At 35.6% G+C, this 24667-nt stretch carries 23 protein-coding genes and 1 riboswitch; of the genes, 3 read left to right on the top strand and 20 right to left on the bottom strand.

Translation table 11 applies throughout. The features are described from left to right. Positions 1–68: 68 nt before the first annotated feature. From rpsA to KUA55_RS04850, 5 genes are all read right to left on the bottom strand, one after another. A complete protein-coding gene (rpsA, locus tag KUA55_RS04870; protein WP_218325059.1) occupies positions 69–1295 on the bottom strand; it encodes a 30S ribosomal protein S1 in 1227 nt (408 codons plus the stop codon). A gap of 142 nt (positions 1296–1437) precedes the next feature. Continuing rightward, positions 1438–2109 carry a (d)CMP kinase gene (gene cmk, locus KUA55_RS04865; protein WP_218325058.1) on the bottom strand — a complete coding sequence of 224 codons (672 nt, stop codon included), beginning with the start codon at positions 2107–2109 and terminating at the stop codon, positions 1438–1440. A gap of 85 nt (positions 2110–2194) precedes the next feature. After that, the gene (locus KUA55_RS04860) at positions 2195–2830 is read right to left on the bottom strand and encodes an SAG1386/EF1546 family surface-associated protein (RefSeq protein ID WP_218325057.1); all 636 of its coding nucleotides are present in this window, start codon (positions 2828–2830) and stop codon (positions 2195–2197) included. 66 nt (positions 2831–2896) lie between these two features. Further along, positions 2897–4288, bottom strand: coding sequence for a RecQ family ATP-dependent DNA helicase (locus KUA55_RS04855; RefSeq protein ID WP_218325056.1), 1392 nt, complete (start codon positions 4286–4288; stop codon positions 2897–2899). Continuing rightward, positions 4279–5277 (bottom strand): helix-turn-helix domain-containing protein, encoded by a 999-nt coding sequence (locus tag KUA55_RS04850; RefSeq protein ID WP_218325055.1) that lies wholly within the window; start codon positions 5275–5277, stop codon positions 4279–4281. The genes KUA55_RS04855 and KUA55_RS04850 overlap by 10 nt, the downstream gene beginning before the upstream one ends. A gap of 23 nt (positions 5278–5300) precedes the next feature. Here KUA55_RS04850 and KUA55_RS04845 point away from each other — a divergent pair, with 23 nt between their 5' ends. Then, positions 5301–5513: a ferredoxin gene (locus KUA55_RS04845; protein ID WP_218325054.1), complete on the top strand. Its 213-nt coding sequence runs from the start codon at positions 5301–5303 to the stop codon at positions 5511–5513. A 43-nt stretch (positions 5514–5556) separates the two neighbouring features. On the opposite strand, the gene KUA55_RS04840 is transcribed toward KUA55_RS04845, so the two are convergent. The 12 genes from KUA55_RS04840 to KUA55_RS04785 all read right to left on the bottom strand — a co-directional run bounded on the left by KUA55_RS04840 (position 5557) and on the right by KUA55_RS04785 (position 16830). Then, the gene (locus KUA55_RS04840; protein WP_218325053.1) at positions 5557–6153 is read right to left on the bottom strand and encodes an ECF transporter S component; all 597 of its coding nucleotides are present in this window, start codon (positions 6151–6153) and stop codon (positions 5557–5559) included. Between the two features lie 118 nt (positions 6154–6271). Beyond that, a riboswitch (FMN riboswitch) is annotated at positions 6272–6392 on the bottom strand. A gap of 66 nt (positions 6393–6458) precedes the next feature. Continuing rightward, positions 6459–7175, bottom strand: coding sequence for a pseudouridine synthase (locus KUA55_RS04835; RefSeq protein ID WP_218325052.1), 717 nt, complete (start codon positions 7173–7175; stop codon positions 6459–6461). Next, on the bottom strand, positions 7176–7757 hold the full coding sequence (scpB, locus tag KUA55_RS04830) for an SMC-Scp complex subunit ScpB (protein ID WP_218325051.1): 582 nt from the start codon (positions 7755–7757) through the stop codon (positions 7176–7178). Beyond that, positions 7750–8499: a segregation/condensation protein A gene (locus tag KUA55_RS04825; protein ID WP_218325050.1), complete on the bottom strand. Its 750-nt coding sequence runs from the start codon at positions 8497–8499 to the stop codon at positions 7750–7752. The genes scpB and KUA55_RS04825 overlap by 8 nt, the downstream gene beginning before the upstream one ends. Beyond that, entirely contained in the window at positions 8492–8872 is a 381-nt protein-coding gene (locus KUA55_RS04820) for a GNAT family N-acetyltransferase (protein WP_218325049.1), read from the bottom strand. Before KUA55_RS04820 ends, KUA55_RS04825 begins: the two co-directional genes overlap by 8 nt. 13 nt (positions 8873–8885) lie before the next feature. Next, positions 8886–9776 carry a site-specific tyrosine recombinase XerD gene (xerD, locus tag KUA55_RS04815; protein ID WP_218325048.1) on the bottom strand — a complete coding sequence of 297 codons (891 nt, stop codon included), beginning with the start codon at positions 9774–9776 and terminating at the stop codon, positions 8886–8888. 94 nt (positions 9777–9870) lie between these two features. Beyond that, positions 9871–10323: a ferric iron uptake transcriptional regulator gene (gene fur / locus KUA55_RS04810; RefSeq protein ID WP_218325047.1), complete on the bottom strand. Its 453-nt coding sequence runs from the start codon at positions 10321–10323 to the stop codon at positions 9871–9873. Between the two features lie 109 nt (positions 10324–10432). Next, positions 10433–11290 carry a CvfB family protein gene (locus KUA55_RS04805; RefSeq protein ID WP_218325046.1) on the bottom strand — a complete coding sequence of 286 codons (858 nt, stop codon included), beginning with the start codon at positions 11288–11290 and terminating at the stop codon, positions 10433–10435. Between the two features lie 87 nt (positions 11291–11377). Further along, a complete protein-coding gene (locus tag KUA55_RS04800) occupies positions 11378–12973 on the bottom strand; it encodes a cell division site-positioning protein MapZ family protein (protein ID WP_218325045.1) in 1596 nt (531 codons plus the stop codon). Between the two features lie 151 nt (positions 12974–13124). After that, positions 13125–14234: an RNA polymerase sigma factor RpoD gene (gene rpoD, locus KUA55_RS04795; RefSeq protein ID WP_218325044.1), complete on the bottom strand. Its 1110-nt coding sequence runs from the start codon at positions 14232–14234 to the stop codon at positions 13125–13127. 20 nt (positions 14235–14254) lie between these two features. Beyond that, on the bottom strand, positions 14255–16066 hold the full coding sequence (gene dnaG / locus KUA55_RS04790; protein WP_218325043.1) for a DNA primase: 1812 nt from the start codon (positions 16064–16066) through the stop codon (positions 14255–14257). A gap of 134 nt (positions 16067–16200) precedes the next feature. Next, a complete protein-coding gene (locus tag KUA55_RS04785) occupies positions 16201–16830 on the bottom strand; it encodes a lysozyme family protein (RefSeq protein WP_218325042.1) in 630 nt (209 codons plus the stop codon). Between the two features lie 191 nt (positions 16831–17021). On the opposite strand from KUA55_RS04785, the gene KUA55_RS04780 reads away from it, so the two are divergent. Further along, the gene (locus KUA55_RS04780; protein ID WP_218325041.1) at positions 17022–17750 is read left to right on the top strand and encodes an alpha/beta fold hydrolase; all 729 of its coding nucleotides are present in this window, start codon (positions 17022–17024) and stop codon (positions 17748–17750) included. Position 17751: 1 nt separating this feature from the next. After that, the gene (gene mprF / locus KUA55_RS04775; RefSeq protein ID WP_218325040.1) at positions 17752–20328 is read left to right on the top strand and encodes a bifunctional lysylphosphatidylglycerol flippase/synthetase MprF; all 2577 of its coding nucleotides are present in this window, start codon (positions 17752–17754) and stop codon (positions 20326–20328) included. A gap of 17 nt (positions 20329–20345) precedes the next feature. Here the strand turns inward: mprF and KUA55_RS04770 are convergent, their stop codons facing one another. From KUA55_RS04770 to dnaK, 3 genes are all read right to left on the bottom strand, one after another. Continuing rightward, the gene (locus tag KUA55_RS04770; RefSeq protein WP_218325039.1) at positions 20346–21380 is read right to left on the bottom strand and encodes an IS1096 element passenger TnpR family protein; all 1035 of its coding nucleotides are present in this window, start codon (positions 21378–21380) and stop codon (positions 20346–20348) included. A gap of 102 nt (positions 21381–21482) precedes the next feature. Continuing rightward, on the bottom strand, positions 21483–22655 hold the full coding sequence (gene dnaJ, locus KUA55_RS04765) for a molecular chaperone DnaJ (RefSeq protein ID WP_218325038.1): 1173 nt from the start codon (positions 22653–22655) through the stop codon (positions 21483–21485). 147 nt (positions 22656–22802) lie between these two features. Continuing rightward, positions 22803–24638, bottom strand: coding sequence for a molecular chaperone DnaK (dnaK, locus tag KUA55_RS04760; RefSeq protein WP_218325037.1), 1836 nt, complete (start codon positions 24636–24638; stop codon positions 22803–22805). Between the last annotated feature and the right edge of the window lie 29 nt (positions 24639–24667).

Raw genomic sequence — 24667 nt, 5'->3', positions numbered from 1 at the left:
TTATAGCAAGAAAGAGATGAAAAAACCACAAAAAAAGACGCACATAATTGTACGTCCTTAAGCCTTTTTTACTCTTTGTCTTCGTTAGCTTCACTTTCAGCTAAAGCATCACCTAAAACATCACCCAATGTAAAACCAGAACTTTCTTCAGGCATTTCGTAGTCATCAGTTTCAACAACTTCTTCTTTTAACTCTTCAGGTTTTTCTTGTAATGCTTTGATTGATAGTGCTACTCGGTGTTCATCCGGATTTACTTCTAAAACCTTCACTTGAACTTTATCACCTTCATGTAATACTTCATGAGGAGTGGCAATGTGCTTGTGAGAGATTTGAGAGATATGAACCAATCCTTCAACTCCTGGGAAAATTTCCACAAAAGCACCAAAACTAGTCAAACGTTTAACAGTTCCTTCTAAAACAGTTCCAGGTGCTGCTTTTTCGTCAATGTCTGTCCAAGGTCCAGGCAAGTTTGCTTTAATTGATAATGAAATCCGTTCTTTTTCAGGATCGACAGAAAGTACCAAAACTTCCACTTCATCACCGACTGATAAAACATCTGAAGGTTTACCAACATGGCTATGAGAAATTTCTGATACGTGAACCAATCCGTCAATGCCGCCTAAGTCAACAAATGCACCAAAGTCCGTTAAACGAGCTACTTGACCTTTGATTACTTGACCATCATATAAAGTCGCTAAGATTTCTTTTTTCTTCTCAGCTTTTTCTGCTTCAACTACTGCCTTATGTGATAAAATCAAGCGGTTTTCTGATGGTTCAATTTCAATAATTTTAAAGGCCAAGGTTTGACCGATATATGCGGAAAAATCGTCTACAAAATGATCGTCAATCATTGATGCTGGTACGAATCCACGGACACCTACGTCAACTACCAAACCACCTTTAACACTATTTGTAACAGGTGCTTCGATTATTTTTCCAGCTTGGAAATCTTTTTCGATGTCTTCCCAAACTTTTTTCGCATCTAAGCGACGTTTAGAAAGTAGATAGCTGCCATTTTCTTTATCTTTTCCGATAGAAGAAATGACTACCAAGTCTAAGACATCACCGACTTTTACTTCTTGTGAAATATCTTCTACTGGTAAAGTAGAAAGCTCTTTTGCAGGAACTACACCTTCAACTCCTGCTCCTTCGATACCGACAACGACTTGTTTGTCTTCCAAAGCAAGCACTTCGCCTCTCACGATATCGCCGACTTTTACTTCATGTACACTTTCCATTGCTGCTTCCATTGATACATTTTCGTTATCTAATGGATTTTGTTCTAAATCTGCCATGACATATGTCCTCCTAACCAACAATTCAATATATGAATAGACTACAATTACCATTTTAATTTATCTACAGGGAAAAATAAAGCGATTTCTCTTTTTTTCTTAAAATTTGTAAAAAATGATTTTACTTACGACAAAATTTTATTTAAAAGCCCTTTGCTATTACAATTTCTTTGATGCGTTTCACTACTTGTTCAATCGACATACCTGTTGTATCTACCAAAATAGCATCCTCAGCCTGCACCAAAGGTGACACTTCGCGATGAGAATCTAAATAATCCCGTTTTGAAATTGCTTCTTTTAATTCTTCAAAGCTAGCTGAAAAGCCTTTCGCCTGATTTTCAATATACCGTCTTTGGGCACGTTCTTCCACACTAGCTATAAGAAAAATCTTTACTTCTGCATTTGGAAGAACCGTAGTCCCAATGTCTCTGCCATCCATCACAACGCCGCCAGTTTCTCCGAGTTTTTGCTGAATTTCAACTAGTTTTTCTCGAACCAATTGATGCGCAGCCACTTCTGAAACAGCTTGGGTTACCGCTTGTGATCGAATTTCTTCAGTAATATCACTTTGATTTACAAAAACACGTTGACCACCAGGTACTTGTTCAAAGCGAATCGGATATTCTTCAATCAATCCAACAATCTTTTTTTCATCCGAAAAAGCGACTTGATTGATCATTGCTAAATAGGTTACCGCTCGATACATTGCACCGGTATCAACGTAAATGAATTGATAATCCTTCGCTAGTATTTTTGCTACTGTACTTTTTCCTGATGAAGCTGGACCATCAATCGCAATTGAAATTTTTTTCATTTTTAAACTTCCCTTCAATAAATAGGGAGTTGTGACACGAGTTCCAAAAAACTCATACCACAACTCCATCATTCAGATTTAACTATTATTGGCTAATCACAATTTGTTGACCTGGATTAATTGGTGGATAGAATGAATCCCCTTGAATGGTAATCCCATTTAAAGCTGCGATTGTACTAATATCTACACCTGTTCGATTAGCTATTTGTTGCAAGCCTTCACCTGCTTGAACAGTTGTCGTATTTGCTCCCTCACCTGCTGGTGAAACATATTGCGACTGTTGACCAGCTACTGATTGTGATGCAGCTGCTTCGGATGACGCCGCAGCCTGTGAAGCAGCCGCTTGTTGTTGCTCTGCTTCTGACGAGGCAGAAGTGTCATCATCGCTTGATTCTTCTGTACTTGATTCTTCCGTACTTGATGTAGACGAAGCGGTAATGCTGCTTGATGACGAGCTTGCAGCAGTATTTCCTCCATCTCTAGTTATAAAAAAATAGGCAGCTGCCGGAATGGTAATCAGAGCCACTAACAAAATAACTAAAATAGTTAAAAATTTAGTATTGCCTCCACCATTTTTATTATCTTTATTTCCTTCACTGTTTCTTCTTGCTTCACTCCGGGAAACTCGGTTCGTTGCAGTCTGACTTTCCTCAGACTCATATATATGTTGATCCCAAGGCTCGTTGCTTTCTGTTTGATTGTAACGGTCTTTTCTACTCACGCTTTGTACCTCCTCTTTAATATCGTTCAATATTATATCATAGCTTCAAAAAGAATGGCGTTTTTTTCAAATTTTCAAGGGATTTTTAAAAATTTTTTCTAAGATTTCTTGCCATGATTGTGGTTGGACTTTTTCTTGCAGATTATTTTCTACAGTTGTTAAAGTGGCACCATGATTGTCACAACAAGTCTTAGGAATCTTTTCTAACTTTTCGGCAAAGTAATTTGTCAGAAATTTTCTGCGACACTCAGTCTGTTGAACATAAGCCAACATAAAGCGGATTTGCTGTCTTTTTACTTGTTGGCGTTTTTCCAATAATGAAATAATTTGATCGCTTTGGTCAGGAAAATATGTTTCCCATTTTTTAATCAGAGGTAGTTCAATGAGCAATTCGGGATTTTGTTGTTTCATTTCATATAGTTTACGTACGTCATTAATTTGATCCTGGAGAAAGTAGTGAATTTTTTCATCATTATTTTCATATAGTAAAATAGCTTGTGCATGATGCCCATCACGACCAGCGCGACCGATTTCTTGTAGATAGTTCTCTGGTGAATCAGGTAAATCATAATGAATCACATACCTAATATTATTCTTGTTGATCCCCATCCCAAAAGCATTGGTGGCAAATAAAACTTTCAATTCATCTTGCTGAAACTGTTGCTGCAAGACCCGTCTTTCTTGTCCGCTTAAACCACCATGGTAAAAGGCAACAGGAAAATCATTTCTAAAAAGCTGGTATAGTGATTCTACTTGTTTACGAGTAGCACAATAAACAATTCCCGTACCAGACAAAGTTTCCAGTAGCTCTCTCAATTTAGTTTTTTTCTCTGCTTGAAACACAAAATAACTAATATTAGGGCGATCAACTGAATAAACAAAACTTTTTACTTGATGATGAAACAATAAGTGTTTGATATCTTCTCGTACATTTGGGGTCGCTGTTGCTGTTAAAGCCATGATTCGCGGTTGGGGTAATTGATGAATTCCTGCAGACAGCTTTAGATATTCTGGTCGAAAGTCAATCCCCCATTGTGAAATGCAGTGGGCTTCATCGACCACTACGAGTGAAATATTACTTGTTTTTAGTTGTGCCATTATTTTTTCTTGTAAAAACATCTCAGGACTCATAAAAATGAACTTATACTTTTTCATATTTTTAAGGACATAATCTTTTTCACTGTAAGAAAGAACACTATTCAAAGCGATCACGCGTTTTTCTCCAAGTTGCTGTAACTGATTGACTTGATCTTCCATTAATGAAATCAAGGGCGAAATAATAATTACTGTCCCAGGTAATAAATAACCGGCTAATTGATAACATAGAGATTTCCCTGTACCAGTCGGCAACATACCTAAGACCGGTTCCCCTTTTAAAACAGTCGAAATAATCTCAGCTTGTCCTGGACGAAACTCAGAATAACCAAAATACTGTTCTAGAGCCTTTTTTAATTCCATTGGCAATCCCTCAAATTTTTTATTTGCGATAAACGAAAATTCAAATAATTCTCCTGATAATTTTTATAACTTAAATCAATTACTTCCTCGAAATTTTTAGACTCTTTAAAATCAAGTAAAGTAAATTTTTCGAATGGAAAATTTTCATCACTAATTGCCCACTCGATAATATGATCATAATAGGTTCCAGTTTTAATACTTCTTTGTTGTAAGATTTCAGTTTCATTCAAATCAGCTAAAAATAAATCTCTAGTTTGCAACATACTTTGATTGCAATTTTGTTGTGAAAAATCACTTATTAATAAATCAATCTGGCTATTTGGAATTACTTTTTCAAGAAAAGAATCAATACATTGTTGTTGGAAAAGTACATTCCATGGTTCACTTTGCCACTCCTCAGCTAATAGCTGAAAAGCTACTTTCCCATCCTGATGATAGCCACTTAATTGATTCGCTAGAAAATCAGCTTGGTTCTGGGGCATTTGTGAAAAGATTTTCTCTAGTTCAGCCAGCAATAGTCCGATTAAATTACTGTCTGCATTTTTCAGCCATTTTTTTAACTGATAGACTGCTTCGGGTCTTTGTTCAATTGGCGTATATTTTTTTTGACGAACACTGATAAAGCTAATAACTTGAACCGCAAATAATATGAGCCGCCACATCTCTATTCGCATCCGCCCAAATCTAAAACCATCTAATTGTGTCAACTGTTTTAATTGGACTACTTCAGTTAAAGCTTGCTGTCCTAGATCAGTTATTTTTCCAAACTCATCATTCATTTCAATATAATTAAGTTGCAATAATTTTTTGATTACTTGATTAAATACCGCTTTCTCTAGTGAAGGCAAACTACCTAAAAAAACTAAAATTTGATGAAAGTACCCGAAAATAAGGACCGAACTAGTTCTTTTCCCAGTCAATAAATGATAAATGCTAGATACTCTTAACTTGTGGCCTGAACGAAATAACGTTAAAATAAACAAAGTCATATAGATACTCCTTGAGGTGAAAAATGAAAGCAGAAATATTTCCAGAGCGCTGCATTGCTTGCGGACTCTGTCAAACGATTGCACCAGAAGTTTTTGACTATCGTGATGATGGAATCATCATTTTTTCTGGTGAAGAAAAAGCCCGACAACAATTTATTCCTGAAAAATCGCAAAAAGACGTTCGGCTAGCAGCAAAAAGATGCCCAGCTTACGCGATTTCTTACGATTCACTATAACACAAAAATGGACTAGCCAAAATATCATGGCTAGTCCTTTTATTTAAATAGAGTGATGGGAATGGCTACTAAAACTCTTCTTACTTAACCATGGTAATAGTTTCGCATGAAGTATTACAAAAGCGCTGCTGACAATGATACCTTTTAAAATATTAAATGGCACAATACCCACCAATACGTAACGACCTAAACTCATACCTAACATTTGTCCAGCTGATAAGCCAAATGCTTTTAAATAAAGTGGTGTGATAACAAAATAGTTAGCCACGCTCATGAATAAAGTCATCGCCAAAATCCCTAAAGCTAAACCAGAAAATTTTCGACTAAATTTATTTTTATTATATAATGCAAAAATTGGTAACGTATAAATAGTAGTGGCAAAGAAACTAGCAAAATCTCCAATCATATTATCAAAGGAAAAGCCAGTCATAGTTAAATGCAGCAACGATCTGATTAACGCTGTCGCAATCCCAGTAATTGGTCCAAATAAGAACATATTAATTAAAATAGGAATATCACTAAAATCCAACTTTAAAAAGGGGAAAATTGGAATTAAGGGAAAAGCGATAAATTGCAAAATCAATCCCATTGCTCCTGCTACTGCTACTGCTGTCATCTTTTGTAACTTTAAGTTCTTCATTTGACATCCTCCAAGATTCAGGAATCATCTTCAACGAACCACTCGAATTTGAAAGTACAAAAAAACTCTATGCTTCAGAAAAAAGCATAGAGTTACTTGAATTTCACACTCAAATAAGCCCTATCTTCTTTATCCAGACTGTACTGTCGGTATCGGATTTACACCGATTCGGCTGCGTAAACGCAGTTCGTGGACTATTACCACCGGTCGGGATTTTCACCCTGCCCCTGAAGACGAACCTTAAAATTATTTTTATTTACAATACAAATATAGCACAACACTAACAAAATACAAGTAAAAAGTTTTTATTTTGCTTGATGCAACAAATTTTTGATTTCTTTTGCGTTTAAGCGACGATACTCACCTGGTTTTAAACCTTTTAATGTAAGTTCACCATATTTTTCACGTTTTAGCTTTTGAACAGGTAGACCAACAGCTTGTAACATATTTTTCACTTGATGATTACGCCCTTCATGAATAGTCAGCTCTACGATACTCGTCTCAGATTTTTTATCACTTGAAATAATATCGTAACGTGCGGGTGCTGTTTTTTTGCCTTCCAACACAATTCCTTTTGTCAAAGGATATAGATTCTTTTGATCAGCTATACCTTTAACTTTTGCTACATATACTTTATCGATTTGATGTTTAGGATGGGCTAATTTTTGTGAAAAATCCCCATCATTGGTTAAAATTAAAATTCCTGATGTATCATAATCTAAACGACCCACTGGATAAATTCTTTCAGTCACTTCTGGGAAAAAATCAGTGACTACTCGACGATTTTTATCATCTGTGACAGCAGAAATCACGCCGCGCGGTTTGTAAAATAAATAATAAACCGGTTCTTCTTGGTAGATGGGTACACCATCAACTTCTACCACATCTTTTTTACCAACCTTTGTGCCTAACTCGGTAATAACTTCTCCATTGACCTTAACTCTGCCATTGGAAATAATTTCCTCGGCTTTTCTACGAGAAGCAATTCCCGCGTGTGCAATTACTTTTTGTAATCTTTCCATCTATATATTCTCCTCTTTTAACCGGTCAAAAAACAAATCCAGTGGAACTTCTTCTTCGGAAGATAAATCATCCTCCATTTTTTCAACATCTGGCAATTCACTTAAATCTTTTAAACCGAAATAATCCATAAAACGCTCATTTGTACCATATAAAATCGCTCGACCAGGCCCTTCCACACGACCTTTTTCTTCAATTAAATGCCTTGATACCAAAGTTTGAACTGCTCCACTAGATTGAACCCCTCGCATTTCATCAATCTGTACACGACTGATTGGTTGTTTGTATGCAATAATAGATAAAGTTTCTAAAGCTGCTTGGCTCAATTTGTTCACTAATGGAGAACGTGCAAAAGTTTTTAACAATGGCGCACATTCTTTTTTGGTGGTTAACACAAAATGACTGCCCACCTCCAAAACAGTTAATGCTCGATTCGGATCTGCTTGATATGCTGCTGTTAACGATTCAATCAGCTGATAGGTTTCAGCCGTTGATATTTTTAAATTGTATGAAAGCTCATCTAAGCCAATACCTTCTTGACCAACAACAAAAAGCAAAGCTTCAACTTGACTTAATTTATTCATCTGAAACTCCTTTGTAGACTAAAATTGGATCGTAATTTTTAATTTGTTTTGCCGTTGCTTGCCCATTTTTCATCAATTCCAATAACGCCATAAAAGTCGTCACCATTTCATCTTTTGTATAGTTTTGAAAAAAGTTCTCCAAAGGAAGCCCTTCATCCGAGTTTAATTCATCTAACTTAAAACGAATTTGATTTACTTTCTCCTCAATTGTGATGGTTTCACCACTAACAACAGAATCTTGTGGGCGGTTTAATTTTTTTCTTTGCAAAACATCATGCATCGCTAAAAACAAATCAATCGTATTGACTTGATTTGCCGGTAGTAAGGTATTATTTTCCTTGTAATCTGATAAATCCATTGGTTCTTTAGAAAAATATTGACCGCGTTCACTTGCCTTTTCAGACAATAAATTCGCCGCGTATTTATATTTTCGATATTCTAATAACTGTTGTACCAAAGCCTCTCGCGGATCTTCTTCATAGAGATCATCTTCACCTAAAGAAACTTCTACTTTCGGCAATAACATTTGGCTTTTAATGGACATTAATGTCGCAGCCATCACGATGTATTCTCCGGCAACTTCTAATTCCAAAGTTTTCATTGTGTGAATAAAATCCATATATTGTTCAGTTACTTGAGTAATTGGAATATCATAAATATCAATTTCTAACTGCTGAATTAAATGTAAAAGTAAATCCAAAGGACCTTCAAAAACATCTAATTTTAAACTAATTTCACTCATTTGTTGCTTCCTTTTTACTTTCATGCCAATGACTTAAGAAATCGGCCGTAGTCTTTGTTGCTAAGATTTTTTGACCAGAAAATAAAAATTGTAATTCATCTAACATTTGAAAACCAATGCGTTCACCACGATAAGACGGATTTAAACTAATATCTTGCAAAACGATTTCATTATCGTTCTCAATGCTAATCCCGATTAGTCCTTGAACATTAGCAGATTCACCTTCATGATAGTAACAAAATAATTGGTAATTATTATCTTCTTCATAAGTATCTAATTCTTTTAAAAGATGCTGTTGCTCTTTTAAATTTTGATGGAAGCTTAAAAGTCCCATCGCAATTTTTCTTTGGTTTTTTCGATACCTAGTAATCATATAAACTCCTTTATTAAGCCCTAGGAAAATGCTCCTTATAAACTTCTGTCATTCGTCGTTTTGTGATATGTGTGTAAATCTGAGTTGTCGAAATATCCGAATGACCTAATAATTCTTGAACAGTTCTTAAATCAGCACCATTTTCTAACAAATGAGTCGCAAAACTATGTCGTAAAGTATGGGGCGTGACATCTTTTATAATTCCGGCTTTTAGAACCCAAACTTTCAGGTTTTTCCAAATACCTTGTCGGCTCAATCCACTGCCATGATTATTGACAAACAAATGATTCTCTTGGGGTCTTTTTTTCGTTAATAAAGGTCTGGATTCCGCTAAATATCGCTCAATCCAATGAATCGCATAATCTCCCAACGGAACAATCCTTTCTTTATCTCCTTTACCCAAGGTTTGTAAAAGTCCCATCTCTAAATGGATATCGCCCATTTTCAAGCCAATCAATTCACTCACCCGCAATCCTGTTGCGTACATCACTTCTAGAATCGCCCGGTCTCTAATACCTAAAGTTGTTGTTGTATCAGGCGTAGCAATCAGTTTTTCAACTTCTTGCAAGGAAAGTGTTTGAGGTAATTTTTGAGTTTTTTTAGGACTTTCAATATGCTGCATAGGATCATGATCAGTAAATCGTTCTTGCCGTAAGTATTGATGAAACCGACGTAAACTAGAAATCATGCGAGTAACAGTCGCCGATGCTTTATTCAGTTGATTTAAATGTGCTAAAAAAGCCACTACTGTATAACGATCGACAGCTTGCCAATCGGAAATACCAGCCTCATTCAAAAAGGCTAAATACTGTTTTAAATCTCTTTGATAACTGCTTTTAGTATTGGCAGAAAGGCCTCGTTCGATCGTCAAATAATGTAAATATTCAATGATTTGTTCTTCCATCGTTTCACCACTTTCGCTTTATCATACCAAAAAGTCCCTTAAAATGATACACGTATCAACTAAGGGACTCAAGCTTTTCTAATCAAAAAACTATTTATTGTTTTTTATTTTGACAATCCGAGCAAATACCGTGAAAAGTCAACCGGTGATCCTTCACGATAAAATGATACCGTGACTCGACTACTTGTTCAACTTCTCCCAGCAAGTCCTCTTCTATTTCTTCGATGTTTCCACATTCCAAACAAAGTAAATGGTGATGAAAATGCGCGGCCCCTTCTTTTCTCAGATCATAACGAGCCAAACCATCATCAAAACTGACCTTATTAACAATATGCAAATCAGTCAATATTTCCAAAGTCCGATAAACTGTTGCTAAACCAATTTCAGGGCTTTTCTTCTTAACTAGAAAATAAATTTCTTCAGCTGACAAATGATCTTTTTCATTTTCTAACAAGACAATCACAACAGATTCTCTTTGGGGAGTTAATTTAAATCCTGAATCATGGAGTTGTTTTTTTGTTTTTTGTAGAGCTAAAACGGTATTCATTGAGAACCTCCCTGCTAATTTATAATCATTATAAACAAAATATTTGGTTTTCGTGATTAGTTTAGAATAAGTATAATTTATATTCTTCATTAACACAAGCTATTCTCAATTAGTTTTTTAAGTAAATTTGATTATCTCGTTGTTCAATTTTTTTAGCTTTTAATAAAGCGCCAATTGCTCGTTTAAATTGTCCTTTACTGATACCAAATCCCGCTTTAATTTCATCAGGACCTGATTTGTCTCCATAAGGCAACATTTTATTTTCGCTTCGTTCTAGCATTGCTAACAACATCCCCGCATCACCGTCAATCATTTCATGACTACGAGGCTTAAGAGATATATTTAACATATTATCATGAGCAGCCAAGCCAACTACACGTCCTTCGATGACTTCACCAAGACGAGGTTCATTATATCGTTCAGATGGATGGATGAAACCTAAATATAAATCATCCGTAATTAAAAATGTTCCAGCAACTTTTAATCGATATACTGTTCCTTTTACATCTTTATTTTTCATTTCAGCAGTGCCTTTACGAGCCATTGCATGAAATACATTCTCATCAGCTAAAGTTCCCCACATACGATCCTTATCATCGACACGTAAAGTAATCATCAGACGATCACCTTTTTTGGGCCATAATTCTTTCATAGTCGGTAATTCATCTAATGAAACAACTACGTCCTTATCAGGCAAACCGATATTAACGAATACACCCAAGTCTTTACGCACACCAATCACTTCAGCAAAACCATATTGCCCATTTTTAATAGCTGGAATTTCTGTTGTAAAAGCCCCCTGTTTTTTTTGATTCACATAAGCAAATCCCTCTACTGGATCACCAATCTTGTGCTCTCCTTCTGTTTTCGCTAATTGAAAAGTGACACCATTTTTTTGCACAAAATAAGCTTCTTCATTTTCGTCTGTAATCAAGCCAGTAAAGACTTGACCTAATAAATCGTTCATTTATTTTCTCCTTTTCAAACGAAAGGAACTGCAACACAAGTGAAACTTCACTGATGTTACAGCTCTTTTCAATTCATTTTTACTATTTTAGCTTCTGCTTCCGCCGCCGCCATTTCCCTTAAACCAACCAGTTTTACAATTAACAGTTACAACATACATTGGTAAATCAGCGGACGTATATCCTTTAGTTAAATCGGATTGATTGTTAGTTGCAAATAAGTTGTAATATCCTTCGCCACCTTGAATTTGAACTGGCACAAGTGAATAACCACCCTCAGTAACATAACCACGATCAATTACTGTTTGCAAGAATTTTTCGCGCACACCACTATTCCAAGACCAAGCACTATTACCAGAATCTGCAACTTGACTTTGGTTTGTTGACATAATAGGTTGATTATTACCGCTCATACTATATGAGGGTGAACTTGTTGAAGATTCACTACTTGAAGTAGTTTCTTCCTCTTTCTCAGCACGACTTGCTGATTCACTGGCAGCAGTTTCCCATTCGGTTAAAGTTTGGTTTACTTCTGCCAATTGATTAACTTGATCTGTGATGAGTTCTTGATTTGGAACAGTTCCAGCTTTTTGCATTGTTGCATTATAAGTCGATCGAGTAGCTGTACTAGCAACTGTACCATTAGTAATAAGAGTACTTACAGAATTCCTCAAATCAATAATTTGATCATACTGTGTTTTTGCTTGATTAATTGCTTCATTTAACAAATCGTTAAATTGGTTATCTTTTGTATCAACAGTTAAAGTAACATCTTCTGCTGCTTTTAATTTTAAATCGCTCGCTAAGATGTCACCGTTAATTGCCGTAGATGTAAATAGATTGTTAACTGCTTGAACATCTTTTTGTTTTGCTGTTAAAGTATCATAACTATTTTTTAATTCTTTATAACGGTCATTCTTTTTATATTGATTAATCTCTTCTGCAATTTTAGCTGTGTTAGTATCGACTTTATCCACTTTTAGGAAGACTTGCTTACTATTAGTATAAAAATCAGTTATTTCTGCTTCAATTTCGTCAATTGCTTGATTAGTTTTTTTATCAGCAGCGGCTTTCTCTGCTGCGGCTTCTTCTGCCGCTTGATCCTGTTGGTAAGAGTAGTAATAACCACCTCCACCTAATAGTGCTACTAAAATAACTGCAGCTATCGCAATGTTGCGACCTTTTTTTCCTTTTTTAGGTGGTTCTTGATTGCTTTCTTTATGACTCTCCAACGAACGAGTTTCGTCCGCTGCTGCCTTGGCCTGCTCTGCTGCGATAACTTTGGCTTGCTCAGCTTCAATTAGTGCTTTTCTTTCAGCTTCGGCCTTTTCTTCAGCACTTGACTTTTCTTTTAACTTTTCCGATTCTTCTTTATGTTCTCGGATATATTGTTCCAAAATTGGATTAGTTCTGTCAAAAGATGCTTCCGTTTCAGGTAAATGTTCCGCTTTCTTTTCGACAATTTTTAATTCATCTTGAGAACCTTCGTTATCTTCAGGTGATTCATCGTTTGTAGCACTAAACATTTCCTTAACCGAATCAATCGGCATAGATGCTAACTCTGACCACTCAATTTCATCATTTTTTTTCGCTCTATCATTTTTGGCGGTTAACTCAAAACCACAGTTTGGACAAATAGCTCTGCCATCAACGGGTTCAAAACCGCAATTGGGACATTTATGCAATGAAATCTGCTCCTTTTTTTCATTCTTACTGTTAAATTTATCATATCCTCTACCAAGGTAAAAGATGTTTTGCTAGATTTCTATAAATTTAATATTTGAATAAAAAAAATGAAGCAACAGATAGTAATATCCATGCTCCATTTTTGATCTTTTATTCTAAGAAATCTTTTAATTGTTTTGAACGAGATGGATGACGTAATTTTCTTAAAGCTTTTGCCTCAATTTGTCGAATCCGTTCTCTTGTTACACCGAATACCCGACCTACTTCTTCTAGCGTACGAGTTCTGCCGTCATCTAAACCAAAACGCAATCGCAAAACATTTTCTTCACGATCAGTTAAGGTGTCTAACACATCTTCTAATTGTTCTTTTAACATTTCAGATGCTGCATGTTCAGCCGGACTAGTAGCCTCCTGGTCTTCAATAAAATCACCTAAGTGTGAATCATCTTCTTCACCAATCGGTGTTTCCAAAGATACTGGCTCTTGCGCAATTTTTAGAATTTCACGAACTTTTTCAGTTGGTAAATCCATTTCCGCTCCAATTTCTTCTGGTGTCGGTTCGCGACCTAAATCTTGAAGTAATTGACGTTGTACTCGGATTAATTTATTAATGGTTTCGACCATATGCACTGGAATTCGTATCGTTCTTGCTTGGTCAGCAATCGCACGTGTAATTGCTTGACGAATCCACCAAGTAGCATAAGTTGAGAATTTAAATCCTTTACGGTAATCAAATTTTTCAACGGCCTTCATTAAGCCCATATTCCCTTCTTGAATTAAATCAAGAAATTGCATGCCCCGACCGACATAACGTTTGGCAATACTTACCACTAAACGTAAGTTGGCTTCGGCTAATTTTTGTTTAGCTTCTTGGTCACCTTGTTCAATTAATAATGCTAACTCAACTTCTTCTTGAGCTGTTAATAATGAAACACGACCAATCTCTTTTAAATACATACGAACGGGGTCATTAATTTTTACACCTGTTGGTGCAGATAAATCTTCATTTTTTGCTTTTTCAGCTGTTTTTTCTTGTGTTTTCAAGCTGGCTTTAGAAGGTTCGCCGTTTTCATCAACGACACTAATCCCAGCATCTTCCACTTTTTGGATCAATATATCCATTTCTTCAGCGTTCAAAGCATAAGGTGTCGCCATTTTGTTGGTTAATTCATCATAAACCACTTGTCCCAATGGTTTCTTTTCCTTAATAAAGGCTTGTAATCTTTTTTGATACTCTTTGTTTTCTGTTTTGTTTGCCATACAAAATGCCCCTTTCACTTCTAGGCTTGTTTCAAGCGCTTAGTCAGTTCAATAATTTGAACCGTTAATTCCAATTCTTTTTGTTGATTGCCGGTTTTTCTGGCTTCAAGCTGCTCTAATTGTCGTTTTTTGATTTCTTCAGCTAGGCCAGTCAGCGCAATAACTTTTTTCAAATCAGAAATTTCCCGTTCATTACTATCTTGTGACATAGGTATTATGGAGATGTCGACGATCAATTGCTTCATCCCATCATCCTTTAAATAATTCAAGAAATCCGCTAAAATAAAATTCCCATGAACTATCATATAACTATCGATATAAAGAAGCAATTCCTGATATTGATCGTGTACAAATTGAAATCCGCCAGCGATTAGTTCTTCTCTCACCATCGGCTCATTCATACTACGATAAATTAACATTCGTTCAGCCTTTTCTGTTTGAGATAGCTGCTGAACTGCTACTTGTGGTGCACTTTGTACATTGGTTTGACGCCGTTCATTACGCACCTGGTTTCTTGCCAATTGTAGTTGTTGTTTCAAGCTATCTTTTGATAACTGAAAATTATCTGCTAATTGACTTAAATATAAATCCTGCTCAACCGGTGACTGAACTTTTGCTAAATCCTGCATCAACTCGTTTAAATAAGTCAACAGATCATTTTCATTATCTAAGTTCAAGTCTTTTTTGTAATAATTCATCTTAAAAACAAAAGGTGTTTGCCGGCCATGCTGAAATAAATTTTGTAATGCTTCAGCACCATATTTTTTTAAATATTCATCTGGATCTAATTGTTCTGGAATGGTAACAGCAGAAACATTTATTCGAGAGTGATTACTAAAACTAGTGATGGCTCGTTCGGTTGCCGCCATTCCAGGCGAATCACCATCATAAGCAATGATTACCTGATTTGTGATTCGTTCAATCGCCGCCATTTGTTGTTCGGTCAAACTTGTACCCATTGAAGCTAACCCCGTTTTAATGCCAGCTCGCCAAGCAGCAATCACATCCATAAAACCTTCAAACAAGATTGCTTCGCCTTGTTTACGAATCTCATTCCGAGCTTTATCAAAATTAAAAAGCACGACTCGCTTGTTAAATAACTCAGTTTCAGGGGAATTCAGGTATTTTGGCTGATCCTCACCAGGATATTCTGCTGTTTTTAGCAACCGTCCTGAAAAGCCGATTGTCTTCCCACGAAAATCATTTAAAGGAAACATGACCCTCTGGTAAAAACGATCAACAAAACTACCATCCTCTCGCCGAATAAATAAACCACTGCGTTCCATAATGTCATCAGAAAAACCTTCACGACGACTAATCTGCACTAAAAAATCCCGTTGATTTGGCGCAAAGCCTAACTTAAATTCTTCAATGATTGAATCATCTAATCCTCGTTGCTGCAAATAATCTAATGCTGCCTCACCGACTGCTGTGTTTATTAACATATGATTGTAAAGATCACGAGCTTTTTCATGAAGCGTAATTAATTTTTTTTGATCTGAATTTTCGACCACTTCTGTCTGTGGGTTGATATTTAATTGTAACGGAATTTGTTCCATTTCAGCAACTTTTTGAACCGATTCAGGAAAACTAATTCCTTCAATCTCCTGTAAAAAAGTAAAGACATTTCCGCCTTTTCCACATCCAAAGCAATGAAAGATCTGTTTGTCTTCTGCTACTGAAAATGAAGGGGTCTTTTCTTCATGAAAAGGACACAATCCAGAATAATTTTTTCCAGATTTTTTCAACTGAACATATTGACCAATTACTTCGACAATATTGGTTTTTTCCCTAACATCATCAATTACTTCCTGAGGAATTCTCTGTGCCATACCCATCACCCCTATCTTTAAAAGAATAACAGCCACAAAAATCGCCCTAATTCAAAAACTAATCAGCGCGACTCAAAGACACAAATATACATTTATCATTTTATCAGATTCCAAAAAAATTTCAAGCATTACGCTTACTTTTGCATTGGAGCAAAAAAATCTAGAATCTTACGGTTCATCTCAACGATTTCAGCATAAAACATATTGCCACCGTTACGATACAAATAACCACCATTATACATCAAGGACTGAATTTTCATGTAGCGATACTGAGACTGATCTGTATTACCCATACCTGGTGATAACACATCCCGCGAATAATTTTCAGCCAAACTAACAGTATTTTCACCACCATTTTCTTTGACGTAATCGATGTATTTAAAACCAAAATTATAGGCTTGAATAGCAGTAGATAAATCACAACCGGCAGCCTCCGCTAATTTCAAACTTTCAGCAAAATGACTAACACCTTGTTTCAAGCTTTCTTCTTGGCTAGATATTTGCCCAGTAGTTCCATAAGCACTCTCAGAGCTCTGCATTAAATCTGTCCCACGACCTTTTGATTCAGTATACATAATACCTAATATCGTATCGGTGTATTCTTCAATACCTTCATCTGCAGCAATTTCACTAACTTCTGAGCGATAGGCATTAACTGTTTTTGTAAATTGAAACGTGCGATAAAATAGAATTCCTGCAACTATTAAAACGCCCATTAATATGAAAATAACGAATCCCTTAAAAAAATTTTTAATTTTTCTCATTGATAACCATCCAACTAAATTTCTTATGACTTCCATAGTACAAGAAGCTACGGAGATTAAAAAGTAAACTTCGACAGTTTTATATTTCTTTAAACTATTATTATTCAATCTTTAATTATTGTAAGGTCCTCTCTTTTTAATTGCATTGTAAACATAGAAATCGTTATACTAATGTAATAGTAGGTGATGATGTGAAAGTGGAAAATAAAACAGTGGTTGTAGCAGACGGTTCAGAAATATATTACGAAAAATATGGTAGTGGTAGTGCCTTGTTCTTACTTCATGGAAATGGTGGGAGTGGGAAATATTTCTCAAAACAATTAGAAAATTTTAGTCAGTACTTCACTGTATTTGTGGTTGATAGTCGTGGCCATGGACGGTCAACAAATACAAAAAAAGTAACGAGTTTTCAATTAATGGCAGATGATCTATTGGCAATTATGAAACAAGAAAAAATTGAAAAAGCTGACTTGTTGGGCTTTAGTGATGGTGCAAATTTAGCGATGGTTTTTGCCCATCTTTATCCGGATCATTGTGACCATTTAGTATTAAATGCGGGAAACACATTGGTCAGCGGTGTTCGCTTGATGCCTCATCTAGCAAGTTATTTACAATATGCTATTGTTTGGATAGGTTCCTTCTTTGATAAAGGGATGCGGAATTTTTTACCTATTTTGAAATTACTGTTTCATGATGTTGGTTTAAATAGTCAAGATCTAGCAGAAATTACGGCACCAACGTTAGTTATAGTTGGAAAACATGATGTTATCAAAACGAGTCACTCAATGTATTTAGCCCGTACCATTCCCAATGCTAGCTTTGCACTAGTTAAAGGTCAAGGTCACATGTTTGCCAGAAGAAATCCAAAACGATTTAATGAAGAAGTATTACGCTTTCTTCTAGAAAGTACGAGGTCTTAAAATGGAAAAACTGATTGATTGGTTTAAACGAAACGCCAAAAAAATAAAAACAATCTTTTTAATATCTGTAATAGTGATTGTTTTCTACGAATTATCGAATATTGCTAAGACTATTTCGTTTCATCAATTAAAGGATATTTTTTCAAATATCCCGCCGATTAATATTTTATTAATGGCTTTAATAGGTTTGATAGCAATTCTTCCAATGTTAGGCTATGACGTTATTTTGAATCAACTCTTAGGTCAAAAACCAAAAAAAACTTATCTCCTAGAAACTAGCTGGCTAGTGAATACTTTGAATAATTTAGCTGGGTTTGGTGGTTTTATCAGTGCTGGCCTCCGCTCAGAATTTTATGGAAAACAAAATACTGGAAAAAAAGTTGTTCAAGCTTTATCCAAAATATTAATCTTTACCATGTCAGGGCTTTCATTATATGCCCTTCTTTCCTTTTTCCTAGTTTTTTTTGACGAATCAAATAGTTATTTAAGTCAGTATTGGGTTTGGTTAATTGCCGGCGGTTTATACTTCCCGATTGTTTTTTGCTTAAGCTTATTTGGTAAAGGTGAATACTTAGGTGACTTGTCTCACCGTCATCGTTTCCAATTAATCTTAACTTCTGTCTTAGAATGGTCTTTTGTTTTAATTAGTTTTATTGCTACTGGATTATTAATGGGGCTCTCATTTGAAATTCGTGAGGTCATTCCATTATTCATCGCTGCTACCGTAATTGGGATTGCCTCAATGATTCCAGGCGAATTAGGTAGTTTTGATTTAATGATGATTATTGGCTTATCCGCTCTAAATATTAATCGTGAAACTGTTGTCGCATGGTTGTTATTGTTTAGACTTTTTTATTATATTGTGCCATTTATTATTGGGGTTACTCTCTTTATTAAAAATTTCAATACAACAATTAATCAACGCTACAATGACATTCCTATCAATTTATTGAAAGAAATCTTTCATAAAGTTGAAGTATTTCTCCTATATCTGACTGGCATCATGATGGTTTTATCAGCAACAATTCCAGAATTCTTTTTCAGGTTTAGCTGGTTTAATCATCTTAACCCGATTCAATCAAGAGTCATCGTTGTTTTTCCAGCAATATTGCTAGGTTATTTATTAATTATTGCTGGTCGTGGCATTCAAGCCAGAGTCAAACGAGCTTATTGGCCAACAATTCTTTTAATTCTTTTGACTTTCATCTATGCATTTTTTGCTGGCTTCCAATTGTCAACAGGGATTTTTCTTTTGTTTTTACTATTTTTCGTTATTTTCTCTAAAAACGAATTGTATCGAGAGCAATTGGTTTATAGTTGGGAATGGCTAACAATTGATGGACTTATCTTTGGTGGATTAGCTATTTTGTATATTGTTATTGGCGTTTATAATAGTCCTCACATCCATCATCGCCACCATTTGCCAGAATTTTTCTTATTTCCTAGTGAAAGGATTTGGGGAGTTGGCTTTATTGCCATCTTAGTCGTATCACTGATTGTATTATTCTTTGTGCGCTATTTAAAAGGGAAAAAAGTGAAGATTGGCGAAGACTTAGATGCACAAAAGATTGAGACTATTTTAGCAAATTATGGTGGAAATGCTGATAGTCAATTGGTCTTTTTAAAGGATAAACAGGTCTATATTTACAATAATGGCGAAGAAGATACTGTCTTTTTCCAAATGTCGTGCTTTAACAATAAGCTTTTAGTCATGGGAGATCCTTCAGGTAAAAAGGACGACTTTGAAAAAGCGACCGAAGAATTTATTGAAATTGCTGATCGTTTCAATTATCAACCTGTTTTTTATGAAAATAGCGAAGACATGGTGATGTTGTTACATGAAGTTGGGTATGATTTTATCAAGTTTGGCGAAAAAGCCCATGTTTACTTACCAGACTTTACTCTAAGCGGAAAAAAAATGAAGGGTCAAAGAGCCAGTTTCAACAAAATAGTAAAACAAGGCTTTATCTTTGAAGTCATTCAACCACCATTTTCAAAAGAAATAATCCAACAATTAAAGGATATCTCTGATGAGTGGTTAAATGGTCGTAAAGAAAAAGGCTATTCTCTCGGCTTTTTCTCAGAAGATTATTTACAACGTGCACCAATTGGGGTAATCAGAAATGAAAATCAAGAGATTGTTGCATTTGCTAATTTTATGCCAACCTATACAGATAACCAACTAGCAACCATTGACCTTATGCGGCATAGTCCGACAAAAGCTCCTGGGGGAACAATGGACTTTCTATTTATTAATTTGTTCCAATATTTTCAAGAACAAGGTATCCAATATTTTGATTTGGGAATGGCTCCTTTAGCTAATGTGGGCACTTCTCGAAAAAGTTTTACTCAAGAACGAATTGCCTACCTAGTCTATAATTTTGGTTCTCGTTTTTATTCTTTTGGCGGCTTAAAAGAATACAAAGATAAATATGCTACCAAGTGGTCTGCGGCTTATGTTCTTTATCCACGAGATAGCTGGATCGGCTATGTTATGGCTGCCCTATTGATTACTGACAATGCACCTGTTTTAAATGATGCACATTCAAATAAAAGAAAATGGCGCAATAAGTTTTAAAACTTACTGCGTCATTTTTATGTCATTTCTTTATGCCAATAGACAGATAGTTTTCGATTGATTTCTTCTAGTTGAGGTAATTTTTGCTGACTAACGTAAGGATTTTCACCGACCAGCTTAGCACAAATCGGTTGAACTTCCCGAAAGAAATCTTCGAAACCAAGTAAATCTTCTACTTTCACTTTTAAAACTAATTCATTTCCCAAAGAAGAGTAATAATAGCGAAAAGGTTCCTTATTTTTTCCCATAAAACTTGTAACTAACTGATCTTCAACATTAACTAGATGACTCTTCAAATAAGTTTCAGTTAGCTCTTCGACTCCTTGAATTTGCCCTTGCAAAGCTTTAAATGAATACTTCCCTTTACGATCTATTTGAAAAATCATTTGCATAATATCACTTAATTGCCGATAATTAATTTCTTCCAGAACTAATAATCTCCGCCAAACAGGTGGCTTTTCACCAACAATATCAACTCGTAGCTGAAATCCCTTTAGCATGCCGTCATCATCTTCAAACGGCTCAAAAAAATCGATCTCCATATTAGGAAAAGGAATGACATTACTTTTCGTATGTGGTTTATCATAATTAATTTCATTTAACATCGTTTTAGTAACATGAGCAAAATCAATAATTTCATTATCAGTCATTTCAACCAACAATTTTCGCTTATCTGCTCCCCAAAAGCTTGAATCAATCAATCGGTAAAAAAATAAGTTTTTGTTTTCTTGTAATAGTGTCTGTATTTTTTTAAAATCCTCATTAGAAATTAAATCAACTTGTCTTAACTCAAAATATAGGTCCATCAACGCTTGATGAATCAATAAGCCTTCACCAAAAAAAACGGGGAAATCTTTAGGAATGTCCACAGTATAAACTTGCAGAATAGTCTTAGAATCCACTAATTTATAGCTAAACTTTTGTTTATCTACGCGATCTAAGAAAAAATCAATCGTATCTAAAAGTGAATCAGCATCATCCATACTACCTACAAATAAATAATGATAAAAATCTTCTGCTAATCGATTAAATAATTCTTCAATTTGTCCCATAAGACCCCTCCTTATATTTAATTATAACAAAAGAGGACTTCTGGGTCTGTATTTGATTAATAAAAAGAACAACCGAAGTTTTATCCTCGATTGTTCTAAACTTTATTTTTTTCCACCGAATGCATCTTTGACCTTATTGAAAAAACCTTCTTCTTTTTGCTCAGAAACGGTTTGCCCACCTGCTTCAGCGAAAGTTCTTAAAGCTTCTCTTTGTTGGTCATTTAAATTCTTAGGAGTGACAATTTTTACTGTTACTTGTTGATCGCCATTTACATTTCCTCTCAAACGTGGTGCACCTTTACCACGTAAGCGGAATTTTTGTCCTGTTTGTGTTCCAGCAGGAATTTTTAATTTAACGTCACCATGAACTGTTGGTATCGCAATTTCATCACCTAAAGCTGCTTGAACAAAGCTCAATGGTAATGTGTAATAAATTTCTGGTCCTTCACGATCAAATATATCACTTTGTTTTACTTGGAAAACCACATATAAATCGCCATAAGGTCCTCCATTTGTACCCGCTTCACCTTGTTCAGCTAAACGCATTTGTTGACCATCTTCTACACCTGCAGGCACATTTACTTTTACAGTGTGTGGACGTTTTTCATGTCCTGAACCATGACATGTTGGACAAGGATCTTTGATTTCTTTACCTGTCCCATGGCAGACATCACATGTTTGACGACTAACAACTCGTCCTAAAGGAGTTTGATGTTCAACATTAATTGTTCCGGCACCATGACATTTATGACAAACTTCCGGTTGTGTTCCTGGTTTTGCTCCATTACCGTGACAAGTATGACATGTTTCCTCACGGTTATATTTAACATCTTTTTCAGCACCAAAAATTGCTTCTTCAAATTCCAAGGTAACTGAATATTGTAAGTCAGCACCTTGCCTTGGTGCAGTAGGATCCGCTTGACGTCCGCCACCAGCTCCTCCAAAAAATGATTCAAAGATATCTTCAAAGCCAAAACCAGCTCCGCCGCCGCCAAATCCTCCGGCGCCACCAAATCCGCCAAAGCCACCAGCTCCACCGCCAAAGTTTGGATCGGTTCCCGCGTGACCATATTGATCATAGGCTGCTCGTTTTTGAGGATCGCTTAAAATTTCATAGGCTTCGGAAATTTCTTTGAATTTTTCTTCTGCATCGGCTTCTTTATTAATATCTGGATGGTATTTTTTTGAAAGCTTCCGATAAGCTTTTTTTATCTCATCATCTGAAGCTCCTTTTTGTACCCCAAGGAGTTCATAATAATCCCTTTTTTCAGCCATTTGTTTTCCTCCATAAAATAGAATCGCTAGTATTGTATCACAATGTTTCCATTAACGATAGATGAATACCAGCTAAATCAGAAACGAGACTGAGACAAAAACCAAAATGTTTTTTGCTTCAGTCTCGCTATCTAATTATTCTTAAGCTTATTTATCTTTGTCGTCGCCGTCAACTTCTTCAAAATCAGCATCTACGACATCATCCGCGCCACCTTGTGCAGCTTCTGGATTTTCTTCTGCTTGTTGTTGAGCTGCTTGTTCATAAAGTTTTACAGTTAAGCTTTGAACGATTTCATTCAATGCATCACGTTTAGTCTTCATGTCTTCGATGTTGTTAGCTTCAACAGCAGCTTTTAATTCATCGCGAGCTTCTTCGGCTTTTTTAACTTCTTCAGCGTCAACTTTTCCTTCTAACTCTTTCAAAGTTTTATCAACTGAGAATAATAAGGCATCAATGTCATTACGTAAATCAACTTCTTCTTTACGAACTTTATCAGCTTCAGCATTTGCTTCTGCATCTTTAACCATCCGTTCGATTTCATCATCAGATAAACCTGAAGAAGATTTAATCGTAATTTTTTGTTCTTTTTGTGTGCCTAAGTCTTTGGCAGAAACATTTACGATCCCGTTTTTATCAATATCAAATGTTACTTCGATTTGAGGAATACCACGTGGAGCTGGTGGAATATCAGTTAATTGGAATCTACCTAAAGTTTTATTATCAGTTGCCATTGGACGTTCACCTTGTAACACGTGAATATCTACTGCTGGTTGGTTATCAGCCGCTGTCGAGAATACTTGAGATTTACTTGTTGGAATTGTTGTGTTGCGGTCAATCAATTTAGTGAAGACTGAGCCCATTGTTTCAATCCCTAGAGATAATGGAGTGACATCAAGTAAAACAACATCTTTTACATCACCAGTGATAACGCCACCTTGAATAGCAGCACCCATGGCAACTACTTCATCTGGGTTCACTGATTTATTTGGTTCTTTAGCAGTTTCTTTACGTACTGCTTCAACTACTGCTGGAATACGAGTAGAACCACCAACTAAAATCACTTCATCAACTTCTGATTGAGAAAGTCCAGCATCTTTTAATGCTTGACGGACTGGTGTTTTAGTTCTTTCAACTAAATCAGCAGTAATTTCATCAAATTTTGCACGAGATAACGTATTTTCTAAGTGTAATGGACCAGCATCGCCTGCTGTAATAAATGGTAAGCTAATTTGAGTTGAGCTTACACCAGATAAATCTTTTTTGGCTTTTTCAGCTGCATCTTTCAATCTTTGCATAGCCATATTATCTAAACTTAAGTCAATACCATTTTCTTTTTTAAATTCAGCAACCAGATAGTCAATGATCTTGTTATCAAAATCATCCCCACCTAAATTGTTGTCACCAGCTGTTGATAATACATCAAAGACACCATCACCTAATTCAAGGATTGATACGTCAAATGTACCACCACCAAGGTCAAATACTAAGATTTTTTGGTCTTTGTCAGTTTTGTCTAAACCATATGCTAAAGCTGCTGCAGTTGGTTCATTAACGATCCGTTCAACTTCTAAACCAGCAATTTTACCAGCATCTTTTGTTGCTTGACGTTGACTATCATTAAAGTAAGCAGGAACAGTAATAACTGCTTTTTCAACTTTTTCACCTAAATAATCTTCTGCAAAACCTTTCATATATTGTAAGATCATTGCTGAAATTTCTTGAGGTGTATAAGATTTGCCATCCATTTCAACTTTATAACCAGCTTCACCCATATGACGTTTGATTGATGAAACAGTATGTGGATTAGTAACCGCCTGGCGTTTTGCTACTTCACCAACTTGGATTTCTCCATTTTTGAATGACACAACAGAAGGAGTTGTACGGTTACCTTCTGGATTTGCAATAATTTTTGCTTCATTACCTTCTAATACGGCAACGGCAGAGTTTGTTGTACCTAAGTCAATACCAATAATTTTACTCATAATTTTCAGTCTCCTTTATTTTTTAAGCT

Origin of the sequence: Enterococcus alishanensis (assembly GCF_019218635.1) — a bacterium.
GTDB lineage: Bacteria > Bacillota > Bacilli > Lactobacillales > Enterococcaceae > Enterococcus_A > Enterococcus_A alishanensis.
The sequence above is the reverse complement of the archived record's forward strand: the minus strand, read 5'-3'. Positions and strand labels throughout refer to the sequence as shown.

Bases quoted from the DNA above. Each gene is read 5' to 3' on its own strand.
- rpsA (WP_218325059.1), bottom strand. From the start codon at position 1,295: ATGGCAGATTTAGAACAAAATCCATTAGATAACGAAAATGTATCAATG.
- cmk (WP_218325058.1), bottom strand. From the start codon at position 2,109: ATGAAAAAAATTTCAATTGCGATTGATGGTCCAGCTTCATCAGGAAAA.
- KUA55_RS04855 (WP_218325056.1), bottom strand. From the start codon at position 4,288: ATGGAATTAAAAAAGGCTCTAGAACAGTATTTTGGTTATTCTGAGTTT.
- KUA55_RS04850 (WP_218325055.1), bottom strand. From the start codon at position 5,277: ATGACTTTGTTTATTTTAACGTTATTTCGTTCAGGCCACAAGTTAAGA.
- KUA55_RS04845 (WP_218325054.1), top strand. From the start codon at position 5,301: ATGAAAGCAGAAATATTTCCAGAGCGCTGCATTGCTTGCGGACTCTGT.
- KUA55_RS04840 (WP_218325053.1), bottom strand. From the start codon at position 6,153: ATGAAGAACTTAAAGTTACAAAAGATGACAGCAGTAGCAGTAGCAGGA.
- KUA55_RS04835 (WP_218325052.1), bottom strand. From the start codon at position 7,175: ATGGAAAGATTACAAAAAGTAATTGCACACGCGGGAATTGCTTCTCGT.
- scpB (WP_218325051.1), bottom strand. From the start codon at position 7,757: ATGAATAAATTAAGTCAAGTTGAAGCTTTGCTTTTTGTTGTTGGTCAA.
- KUA55_RS04825 (WP_218325050.1), bottom strand. From the start codon at position 8,499: ATGAGTGAAATTAGTTTAAAATTAGATGTTTTTGAAGGTCCTTTGGAT.
- KUA55_RS04820 (WP_218325049.1), bottom strand. From the start codon at position 8,872: ATGATTACTAGGTATCGAAAAAACCAAAGAAAAATTGCGATGGGACTT.
- xerD (WP_218325048.1), bottom strand. From the start codon at position 9,776: ATGGAAGAACAAATCATTGAATATTTACATTATTTGACGATCGAACGA.
- fur (WP_218325047.1), bottom strand. From the start codon at position 10,323: ATGAATACCGTTTTAGCTCTACAAAAAACAAAAAAACAACTCCATGAT.
- KUA55_RS04805 (WP_218325046.1), bottom strand. From the start codon at position 11,290: ATGAACGATTTATTAGGTCAAGTCTTTACTGGCTTGATTACAGACGAA.
- rpoD (WP_218325044.1), bottom strand. From the start codon at position 14,234: ATGGCAAACAAAACAGAAAACAAAGAGTATCAAAAAAGATTACAAGCC.
- dnaG (WP_218325043.1), bottom strand. From the start codon at position 16,066: ATGGCACAGAGAATTCCTCAGGAAGTAATTGATGATGTTAGGGAAAAA.
- KUA55_RS04785 (WP_218325042.1), bottom strand. From the start codon at position 16,830: ATGAGAAAAATTAAAAATTTTTTTAAGGGATTCGTTATTTTCATATTA.
- mprF (WP_218325040.1), top strand. From the start codon at position 17,752: ATGGAAAAACTGATTGATTGGTTTAAACGAAACGCCAAAAAAATAAAA.
- KUA55_RS04770 (WP_218325039.1), bottom strand. From the start codon at position 21,380: ATGGGACAAATTGAAGAATTATTTAATCGATTAGCAGAAGATTTTTAT.
- dnaJ (WP_218325038.1), bottom strand. From the start codon at position 22,655: ATGGCTGAAAAAAGGGATTATTATGAACTCCTTGGGGTACAAAAAGGA.
- dnaK (WP_218325037.1), bottom strand. From the start codon at position 24,638: ATGAGTAAAATTATTGGTATTGACTTAGGTACAACAAACTCTGCCGTT.